The organism is Lutibacter sp., from assembly GCF_013139515.1.
Classification (GTDB): Bacteria; Bacteroidota; Bacteroidia; order Flavobacteriales; family Flavobacteriaceae; genus Lutibacter.
The window spans coordinates 1-10795 of sequence record NZ_WTAR01000088.1; the positions used below are offsets into that span (position 1 = coordinate 1).

The window sequence follows — 10795 nt, forward strand, 5'->3', positions numbered from 1 at the left end:
CCTTTATAAATTTGCATTCATATTATTTATACTATCTGCTCTTTATGGCTTAATACTGAGATGGAATTTTACGTTCCCTTTATCATTTGTAAATTATCAGCACTTCTTACAAAGCCATTCTCATGTAGCATTTTTGGGTTGGGGTTATTTAGCAACTGTAGGAGTTCTTTTAAATTATTTTGTTGAAGTAACTGCAAAACAAAAGAAGGTTTATAAAATAACACTTCTAATTATTGTTGTAGCCATAACTTTAATGTTAATCAGTTTTCCTTTAGGTGGTTATAAAATATTTTCTATAGTATTGCTTTCTGTTTTTGGATTGGCAAGTTACGTGCTTTCTTATAGATTGTTAAAGGATATTAAAGAAAAAGGTATTGCTTCAAAATTCATAAAATTTGGTATTTACTATTATATAATATCAAGTTTAGCAACTTGGTTTTTAGCCGTTGTTTTAGTTACGCAAGGCAAAGGAAGCTTATACTATAATACTGTTTATTTTTATTTGCATTTTTTGTATAACGGTTATTTTGTGTTTGTTTTATTCGGAATTTTATTTAAAATTTTTGAAATTCAAAAAATCATAATTTCTAAAAAACTACAGGAAAATTTCTTTTTGTATTTAAATGTAGCTTGTATTCCTGCTTATGTGTTATCAGTTTTATGGAGTAATGTATCTTCCGTATTTTACGTTATTGGGTTTGCTGCTTCAATTTTACAATTATTTTCATTAGTTTTTTTGTTGAAAATAATGCTTCAAGTTTTAAAACAATTAAAATGGAATTCAATTTCTAAATTCTTATTAAAGTTTGCATTCATCGCTTATAGTTTTAAAATTATAATACAAATAGCTTCTGCATTTCCTGCTATTGTAGTAAAATCTATAGCTTTAAAACCATTCTTTATAATTGGTTATTTACACTTGTTTACATTGGCGTTTATGAGTGTTGTATTATTGCTGATTTTGATTCAATTTAAATTAATAGTAGTTAAAAATCTTTTTTCAAAAATTGGAATAATCACTTTTTTAATAGGAATTTTTATAACTGAAACTTTATTGTTTTCACAAGGATTTATATTTTTGAATGGATTTACACCAATTAGAAATTATAATTTATTAGTATTAATTTTTAGTGTATTTATGGTTATTGGTTTACTTATTATTTTTGTAAATCAGTTTAATAAACGAAATACAATAATTAACTAATAGTTGTCAATAACTTTTATTGCTAAACTAAATTTGGAATAGTACTTTTGGCTACTAAATAATTCCTGTGACTAACTACTTAGAAAATCTTAACGAATCACAAAGAGAAGCCGTTTTGCATAAAAATGGTCCAATGATTATTATTGCTGGAGCAGGCTCGGGTAAAACACGTGTTTTAACCTATAGGATTGCAAATTTAATGCATAGTAAAGTTGATGCTTTTAATATTTTAGCATTAACATTTACCAACAAAGCTGCTCGAGAAATGAAGAGTCGTATAGCAACTGTGGTAGGTGATTCTGAAGCAAAAAACTTATGGATGGGTACTTTTCATTCTGTTTTTGCTCGTATTTTACGTTCAGAAGGACATCATTTAGGATTCCCTTCAAATTTTACAATTTACGATACACAAGATGCTGTTCGGTTGCTTTCTTCCATCATAAAAGAAATGCAATTAGATAAAGATCGATACAAATCAAAACAGGTTTTAAGTAGAATTTCGTCATTTAAAAATAGCTTAATTACAGTTAAAGCGTATTACAACAATCCAGAATTAATGGAGGCCGATAAAATGGCAAGTCGTCCAAAAATTGGTGAAATATACAGCCAATATGTTGAGCGATGTTTTAAAGCTGGTGCTATGGATTTTGACGATTTATTGTTAAGAACTAACGAATTATTAACACGTTTTCCTGAAGTTTTAGCAAAATATCAACACAGGTTTAAATATATTTTGGTTGATGAGTATCAGGATACAAATCATTCACAATATTTAATTGTAAGAGCATTGGCTGATCGTTTTCAAAATATTTGTGTGGTTGGTGATGATTCTCAAAGTATTTACTCGTTTCGTGGTGCAAATATTCAAAACATTTTAAATTTTCAACGCGATTATGATAAAGTAAATATTTTTAAACTGGAACAAAATTATCGTTCTTCAAAAAATATTGTAGAAGCCGCTAATAGTGTTATTCAAAGAAACAAAACAAAATTAGATAAGCAAGTTTGGACGGCTAATGATGCAGGTTTAAAAATAAAAGTGATGCGAACTTTTACAGAAGCTGAAGAAGGACGTTTTGTAGCCAATTCAATTTTTGATAACAAAATGAATTTGCAACTTAAAAATTCTGAGTTTGTAATTTTATATCGTACAAATGCCCAATCTAGAGCAATTGAAGATGCGCTTCGGAAAAAAGATATTAAATATAAAATTTATGGAGGCTTGTCTTTTTACCAACGTAAAGAAATTAAAGACACGCTAGCTTATTTAAGATTATTGATAAACCAAAACGATGAAGAAGCTTTAAAACGAGTCATAAATTATCCAGCGCGTGGTATTGGAGCAACAACTATAGATAAACTTACGGTAGCTGCAAACCACTATAAAAAATCGATTTTTGAGTTGCTGTTAACGTTAAATCAGCTCGATATAAATATAAATGCTGGTACAAAAACAAAGCTGATAAACTTTGTGACTATGATACAACATTTTCAAATTGAAGCACAAAGTAAAAATGCTTTTGAAGTTGCAGAATTTGTGATAAAACAAACTCGATTAGTTAAAGATTTAGAAAGTGATGGAACTCCTGAAGGTGTTAGTAAAGTTGAAAATATTCAAGAATTATTAAACGGATTAAAAGATTTTGTAGATGTTCAAAAAGAAAAAGAGGAGGAAGATTCCTTAGTGTTTTTCTTAGAAGATGTTGCTTTAGCTACAGATTTTGATAGTGAAAAGAAAGATGATACACCTAGAGTTTCATTAATGACTATTCACCAAGCAAAAGGATTGGAATATGCATACGTTTATATTGTTGGTTTGGAAGAAAATTTATTTCCTTCAGCAATGAGTATGAATACCAGAAGCGAATTAGAGGAAGAACGTCGCTTATTTTACGTAGCATTAACAAGAGCTGAAAAACAAGCATATTTAACGTATGCACAAACACGTTATCGTTGGGGAAAATTAGTAGATTGTGAACCAAGTAGATTTTTAGAAGAAATTGACGAACAATTTTTAGAGTTTTTAACAGTGAAAATGCCAGAACCAAAACAAAGTAAATTTTTGGATGAAGATATTTTTGGAAGTGTACCTCAAAATAAAATTCGCTTTAAAAAACCAGCACAAAGAACGCCAGTAAAAAAGGCAGCTATACAAAAACCACAGTTTTCACCTCCAAAAAACTTAAAAAAAGTTACAAAATCTTCTGTTTCACCATCAAATTTATTTGATAGTTCAATTATTATAGGCAATATTGTAGAACATACAAAGTTTGGTAAAGGAGAAGTTATTAGTTTAGAAGGCTCAGGAGCAAATCAGAAAGCTGAAATTAGATTTGCTTCAGTAGGAGTTAAAAAATTATTACTACAATTCGCAAAGCTCACAATTATAAGCTAAAATATCATTGTGAAACCAATATTTATATTGTAATTTGCATATTATAAAATAGAAGAATAGATACATGGAATTTGATTTAGAATACAATGCAGATAGACCGCATTTAATTATCCCAGAATATGGTCGTCATATTCAAAAATTAGTAGACCATTGCATAGCTTTGGAAGATGTAGCAGGACGTAATAAAATGGCAAAAGCTATTGTAGATGTTATGGGTAATTTACAACCACATTTAAGAGATGTGCCAGATTTTAAACATAAATTATGGGATCAGCTTTTTATTATATCTGATTTTAAATTAGATGTTGATTCACCTTACGAAAAATTGGAAAAAGAAGTCTTGCAGGCAAAACCTGAACGTTTAGAATATCCTAAATATGCCTCAAAATATAGATATTATGGAAATAATATTCAAACTATGATTGATATGGCTTTAACTTGGGAAGAAGGTGAAGCGCGTGAAGCATTGTATTTTACAATTGCTAATCACATGAAAAAGTGTTACTTAAATTGGAATAAAGATACTGTTGATGATGCTGTTATTTTTAAGCATTTAGTTGATTTATCAAAAGGAAAAATTGATTTAACAAATAGCAATGAAACTTTATCAGAAGTAAAAGATTTATTGAGAAAGAAAAAATCAATCCATAAATCAAATAATAAATCTTCACATACAAACAAACAAAGACCAAAGAAGAAATATTAATATATTAATTCAATAAAAAATGGCTACATTTATAATTGAAGGAGGTCATAAATTAAGTGGTGAAATTACTCCTCAAGGAGCTAAAAATGAAGCTTTGCAAATTCTTTGTGCAGTTTTGTTAACAGCTGAAAAAGTTACAATTAGTAATATTCCAGATATTAGAGATGTCAATAAATTAATCTTTATTTTAGGAGAATTAGGCGTTAAAATTGAAAAAGTTAATGCAGATACTTACATTTTTCAAGCAGATGATTTAGATTTAACGTACTTAGAATCTGAAAAATTTAAAAAAGATGGTAGCTCATTAAGAGGCTCAATTATGATTGTTGGTCCTTTATTGGCTCGTTTTGGAAAAGGATATATTCCTCGTCCGGGAGGCGATAAAATTGGTAGAAGAAGATTAGACACACACTTTGAAGGGTTTATTAAATTAGGAGCAACTTTTAGATATAATAAAGACGAAAAATTTTACGGAGTTGAAGCTAGTGAATTAATTGGAACTAACATGCTTTTAGACGAAGCTTCAGTTACAGGAACGGCCAATATTGTTATGGCAGCTGTTTTAGCTAAAGGTATTACAACAATTTATAATGCAGCTTGTGAACCATATTTACAACAATTATGTAAAATGTTGAATAGTATGGGCGCAAAAATTAGAGGTGTTGGCTCTAACCTATTAATTATTGATGGCGTAAAAGAATTAAATGGTTGTTCTCATAGAGTTTTACCTGATATGATTGAAATTGGTAGCTGGATTGGTATGGCTGCTATGACCAAGTCTTCAATTACTATTAAAGACGTAAGTTGGAATGATTTAGGTTTAATTCCACGTGTTTTTCAAAAAATTGGAATTAATTTAGAGCGTAGAGGTGATGATATTTTTATTCCTGAACAAGAAAGTTATGAAATTCAAAATTTTATTGATGGTTCAATTTTAACAATTTCAGATGCTCCTTGGCCAGGTTTTACACCTGATTTATTAAGTATAATTTTAGTGGTGGCTACACAAGCAAAAGGAAGCGTTTTAATTCATCAAAAAATGTTCGAAAGCCGTTTATTTTTTGTTGATAAATTGATAGATATGGGAGCTAAAGTAATACTTTGTGATCCACATAGAGCAACTGTTATTGGTATGAACCATGAGTCAAGTTTAAAAGCAACTACTATGACTTCACCAGATATTAGAGCTGGTATTTCTTTATTAATTGCAGCGCTTTCTGCACAAGGAACAAGTACAATTCAAAATATTGAACAAATTGATAGAGGTTATCAAAATATAGATGAACGCTTAAGAGCAATTGGAGCAAAAATAACAAGAGTTGAATAACTCTTAAGATTAGATAAATAAAAATGGCTAGTTAACGTAAGTTAGCTAGTCATTTTTATGTTTAAGATATATTTTTCAAGTTTTCAATAAAACTAAATGTCATATTGGCATAATTCAAAAAATGGCAATACTTTTGCACCCATTAAAATTGATAAATTTTTTTAGATAAAAAGAATGAGTAAAAAGAAAGATATTAAAGAGGAAGCTGATTTAAATGAAAAAGATATTCAGCAAGAAGAAACTCAAGAAATAAGCACTGAAGAGCAGTTAAAGAGTGAAGTTTCGAAAGAAAAAGATAAGTTTTTACGTTTATTTGCGGAGTTTGAAAACTATAAAAAACGGACTTCAAGAGAACGTATAGAATTGTTTAGAACTGCCAATGAAGATTTAATGACAGTTTTATTGCCAATTTTAGATGATTTTGACAGAGGTTTAGCCGAAATTAAAAAGGTAAAAGATAAAGAGTTGTTAAAGGGAATGGAGTTGATTAAAAATAAACTTCAAAATTCATTAAATCAAAAAGGGTTAAGCCATATTGAAGTAAAAAAAGGCGATGTTTTTGATGTTGAATTACACGAAGCAATTACACAAATTCCTGCACCTTCAGAAGATTTAAAAGGAAAAATAATTGATGTAGTAGAGCAAGGTTATAAACTTGGAGAGAAAGTAATAAGATATCCTAGAGTTGTAATAGGACAATAATTTAAAAAAAAATGAAGCAAGATTACTACGAAATATTAGGTGTTTCTAAAAACGCTACACCAGCTGAAGTTAAAAAAGGATACCGTAAAATGGCTATTAAATATCATCCAGATAAAAATCCGGGAGATAAAACAGCCGAAGAAAACTTTAAGAAAGCAGCTGAAGCTTATGAAATTTTAAGCGACGATAATAAAAAAGCACGTTACGATCAATATGGACATGCAGCATTTGAAAACGGTGGTGCAGGAGCAGGAGGTTTCGGTGGTGGCGGAATGAATATGGATGACATATTTAGTCAATTTGGAGATATTTTTGGTGGCGCTTTCGGTGGAGGCGGTGGATTTGGTGGCGGTCGTAGTTCAAGAGGTAGAGCGCGTGTAAAAGGTAGTAACTTACGCATTAGAGTAAAACTTACACTTGAAGAAATTGCTAATGGTGTAGATAAGAAAGTAAAAGTTCGTAGAAAAATACAAGCAGCTGGTGCTACGTTTAAAACGTGTACAAGCTGCAATGGCCAAGGTCAGGTTATGCGTGTGACTAATACTATTTTAGGACGTATGCAAACTGCTTCAACGTGTCCAACGTGTCAAGGAGCTGGAGAAATTTTAGATAAGCAACCTAAAGGTGCTGATAGTAGTGGTCTTGAAGTTAAAGAAGAAACAGTTTCTATCAAAATTCCTGCAGGAGTTACTGAAGGTGTTCAGTTAAAAGTAAATGGAAAAGGAAATGCAGCGCCTGGAAATAATTCTATGGATGGTGATTTAATTGTTGTTATTGAGGAAATAAAACATGACACTTTAAAACGCGAAGGAACTAATTTACATTTCGATTTATATATTAACCTTTCAGAAGCCGTTTTAGGAATTAGTAGAAATATTGATACAGTTTCAGGAAAGGTTAAAATTAAAATTGAACCAGGAACACAATCAGGAAAAATATTGCGATTAAGAGGTAAAGGTTTACCAAGCATAGATCATTATGGTAATGGAGATTTATTAGTGCATGTAAATGTGTGGACACCTCAAAGTCTTTCAAAAGAACAAAAAGAATTTTTTGAAAAAATGATAAAAGATGAAAATTTTGAACCAAACCCCTCAAAATTTGACAAATCATTTTTTGAAAAAGTAAAAGATATGTTTTCGTAAAAAGAGATATATTAATTTTTTTTTAAATAAAAATTAATTATATTTGATAAAATGTTATTGGTGAATAACTGATAACACTTTTTCTTTTTCATAGCAATTTTCCCACTCACATTGTGAGTGGGTTTTTTTATTTAATCAAATTAATAGCCTATTTTTGCAAAATTAAGTAGGTCATCTTATCGCTTCGTTTTAACGAAGAGGAAAGTCCGGACACCAAAGAGGAGCATAGCGGATAACATCCGTCCAGCGTAAGTTGAGGACAAGTGCAACAGAAAGCAAGTACAGTTCGGCTGTAGTGAAACCAGGTAAACTCTATGCGGTGAAATGTCACGTATATTGAAATTTTAGAGTTACTCGCTCTATTTCAAGGGGTAGACAGCTTGAGCTATAGAGTAATTTATAGCCTAGATAAATGATAAGAACTTTTTAAGTACAAAATCCGGCTTATAGACCTACTTGATTTTTATCATATTCTTAATATTTACAACGTTTTCGCTACTGTTTTTTATACATTTGAAAAAAAATAGGGTTTTTGGCATTTAGATATTTAAAAATGCAGTAGTTATTATGAATTGTTTAATTCACAGCATCATTTTTTGTAACTTCGCGTTGATAAAATTATTAAATAAAAACAGATAGATATGGCTTTTGATATTGAAATGATTAAAGGTGTTTATAACCGCATGACTGAAAGAGTTGATACTGCAAAATTAGTAGTAGGTAAACCTTTAACTTTAGCTGAAAAAATATTATACAATCACCTTTGGGATGGTAAAGCAACTACTGCATTTACTAGAGGTAAAGATTATGTTGATTTTGCTCCAGACCGAATTGCGTGTCAAGATGCGACAGCACAAATGGCTTTGTTGCAGTTTATGCAAGCAGGTAAAAACAAAGTTGCAGTTCCTACAACTGTACATTGTGATCACCTAATTCAAGCAAAAATTGGAGCAGATAAAGATTTGCAAAATGCATTAAATTCAAGTAGTGAAGTATTTAACTTCTTAGCTTCAGTTTCTAATAAATATGGAATTGGTTTTTGGGAACCAGGTGCAGGAATTATTCATCAAGTAGTTTTAGAAAATTATGCATTTCCTGGCGGAATGATGATTGGAACTGATTCACATACTGTAAATGCAGGTGGTTTAGGAATGATTGCTATTGGTGTTGGTGGTGCCGACGCTGTAGATGTGATGGCAGGAATGGCTTGGGAATTAAAATTTCCAAAATTAATTGGAATCAAATTAACTGGAAAACTTTCAGGTTGGTCTGCTCCTAAAGATGTAATATTAAAAGTAGCAGGTTTACTAACTGTAAAAGGAGGTACTGGTTGTATTGTTGAATATTTTGGAGAAGGAGCTAAAGCAATGTCTGCAACAGGAAAAGGGACCATTTGTAATATGGGAGCTGAAATTGGAGCAACAACTTCTACGTTTGGTTATGATGAATCTATTGAGCGTTATTTACGTGCAACAGACCGTGATGAAGTAGCTGATGAAGCAAATAAAATAGCTTCTTATTTAACCGGTGATGATGAAGTGTATGCAAACCCTGAACAATATTTTGATCAAGTAATTGAAATTAACTTATCAGAATTAAAACCTCATATCAATGGTCCATTTTCTCCAGATTTAGCAACAGTTGTTGGTGAAATGAACGAGAAAGCAACTAAAAACGATTGGCCTTTAAAAGTTGATTGGGGATTAATAGGTTCTTGTACAAACTCTTCTTATGAAGATTTATCAAGAGCAGCTTCAGTAGCTAAGCAAGCAGTAGATAATAAGATTGTTGCAAAAGCTGAATTTGGTATCAATCCAGGTTCAGAACAAGTACGTTTTACTGCTGATAGAGATGGATTGTTAGATATTTTTGAAGATTTAAATGCTAAAATATTTACAAATGCTTGTGGTCCTTGCATTGGGCAATGGGACAGAGATGGTGCAGATAAAAAAGAAAAAAATTCAATAATACATTCGTTTAACCGTAACTTTTCAAAAAGAGCTGATGGAAATCCAAATACACATGCGTTTGTAGCTTCACCTTCAATGGTTGCTGCGGTAGCAATTGCAGGTAGGTTAGATTTTAATCCAATAACTGATAAATTAATCAATCAAGATGGGCAAGAAGTATTGTTAAAAGAACCAACAGGTTTTGAATTACCTCCAAAAGGTTTTGCTGTTGAAGATGCAGGTTTTGTAGCTCCAATTGAAGATGGTTCAGGTATTGATGTTGTTGTAAAATCAGATTCAGAACGCTTACAATTACTAACTCCTTTTACTCCGCTTGGAAGTGAGATTAAAGGTGCTAAATTATTAATTAAGGCACATGGGAAATGTACAACGGATCATATTTCTATGGCCGGACCTTGGTTACGTTTCCGTGGACATTTAGATAATATTTCTAACAATTGTTTAATTGGAGCAGTAAATGCTTACAATATGGAAACTAACAATGTGAAAAGTCAATTAAATGGTGATTTTGCACCTGTGCCAGATACAGCAAGAGCTTATAAAGCAGCAAATATAGTTTCTATTGTTGTTGGAGATCACAATTATGGTGAAGGTTCTTCACGAGAGCACGCAGCTATGGAGCCACGTCATATTGGTGTTGCAGCAGTAATTGTTAAATCATTTGCACGTATTCATGAAACAAATTTGAAAAAACAAGGAATGTTAGGTTTAACATTTGCTAATGAAGCAGATTATGATTTAATTTTAGAAGATGATACTTTTAACTTTGTTGATTTAAATGAGTTTACGCCAGGAAAACAATTAACATTAGAAATTGTACATTCTGATGCAAGTTTAGACACTATTAAATTAAATCATACATATAATCAAGGACAAATTGAATGGTTTAAAGAAGGTTCAGCTTTAAATTTAATTAAAAAACAAAACATATAAATCGATTTTCAATTATAATTTTAAAAAAGAGGAGTGTAAAAACTCCTCTTTTTTTGTTTGTGGAATTATTAGTGTAAATTATTTACAAAACACTATAACGTTTTCGTAAAAAGTGTAATTGTTACTGTTATTTTTTTGTAACTTTTCACTTAATTTTTTTTGCTTAAAATCACCTATATTTTTAATGTAAAATTGTTTACAATAATAAGGTGAAAAGTAAAAAAAGATAATAATTAGAAATAAGAATATTTTTATGAAAGTACTTTTTTTTACCAGAGAATTTCCTCCTTACGTTTATGGCGGAGCTGGTGTTCATGTTGAGTATTTAGCTGATGAATTAGCTAAATTAATGAAAATTGACGTTAGAAGTTTTGGAGATCAAGATACTAAAAATGGTAATTTAACAGTGAAAG

The 10795-nt window shown here is 30.6% G+C and carries 7 protein-coding genes and 1 other RNA gene; all 8 read left to right on the forward strand.

The window, feature by feature from the left end:
- On the forward strand, positions 1–1204 hold a 1204-nt coding region (locus tag GQ540_RS08570), incomplete at its 5' end, for a hypothetical protein (RefSeq protein ID WP_291800063.1).
- A gap of 67 nt (positions 1205–1271) precedes the next feature.
- Positions 1272–3599, forward strand: coding sequence for an ATP-dependent helicase (locus GQ540_RS08575; RefSeq protein WP_291800065.1), 2328 nt, complete (start codon positions 1272–1274; stop codon positions 3597–3599).
- Positions 3600–3663: 64 nt separating this feature from the next.
- A complete protein-coding gene (locus GQ540_RS08580; protein ID WP_291800066.1) occupies positions 3664–4305 on the forward strand; it encodes a DUF4290 domain-containing protein in 642 nt (213 codons plus the stop codon).
- A 19-nt stretch (positions 4306–4324) separates the two neighbouring features.
- Positions 4325–5632 (forward strand): UDP-N-acetylglucosamine 1-carboxyvinyltransferase, encoded by a 1308-nt coding sequence (gene murA, locus GQ540_RS08585; RefSeq protein ID WP_291800068.1) that lies wholly within the window; start codon positions 4325–4327, stop codon positions 5630–5632.
- Positions 5633–5806: 174 nt separating this feature from the next.
- Positions 5807–6334, forward strand: coding sequence for a nucleotide exchange factor GrpE (locus GQ540_RS08590; protein ID WP_291800070.1), 528 nt, complete (start codon positions 5807–5809; stop codon positions 6332–6334).
- An 11-nt stretch (positions 6335–6345) separates the two neighbouring features.
- Positions 6346–7479, forward strand: coding sequence for a molecular chaperone DnaJ (dnaJ, locus tag GQ540_RS08595; RefSeq protein WP_291800072.1), 1134 nt, complete (start codon positions 6346–6348; stop codon positions 7477–7479).
- Positions 7480–7642: 163 nt separating this feature from the next.
- An RNA gene (gene rnpB, locus GQ540_RS08600) (RNase P RNA component class A) lies at positions 7643–7942 on the forward strand.
- Between the two features lie 178 nt (positions 7943–8120).
- Complete coding sequence (locus GQ540_RS08605) at positions 8121–10382, forward strand: aconitate hydratase (protein WP_291800073.1); 2262 nt, start codon at positions 8121–8123, stop codon at positions 10380–10382.
- The last annotated feature ends 413 nt before the right edge of the window (positions 10383–10795 follow it).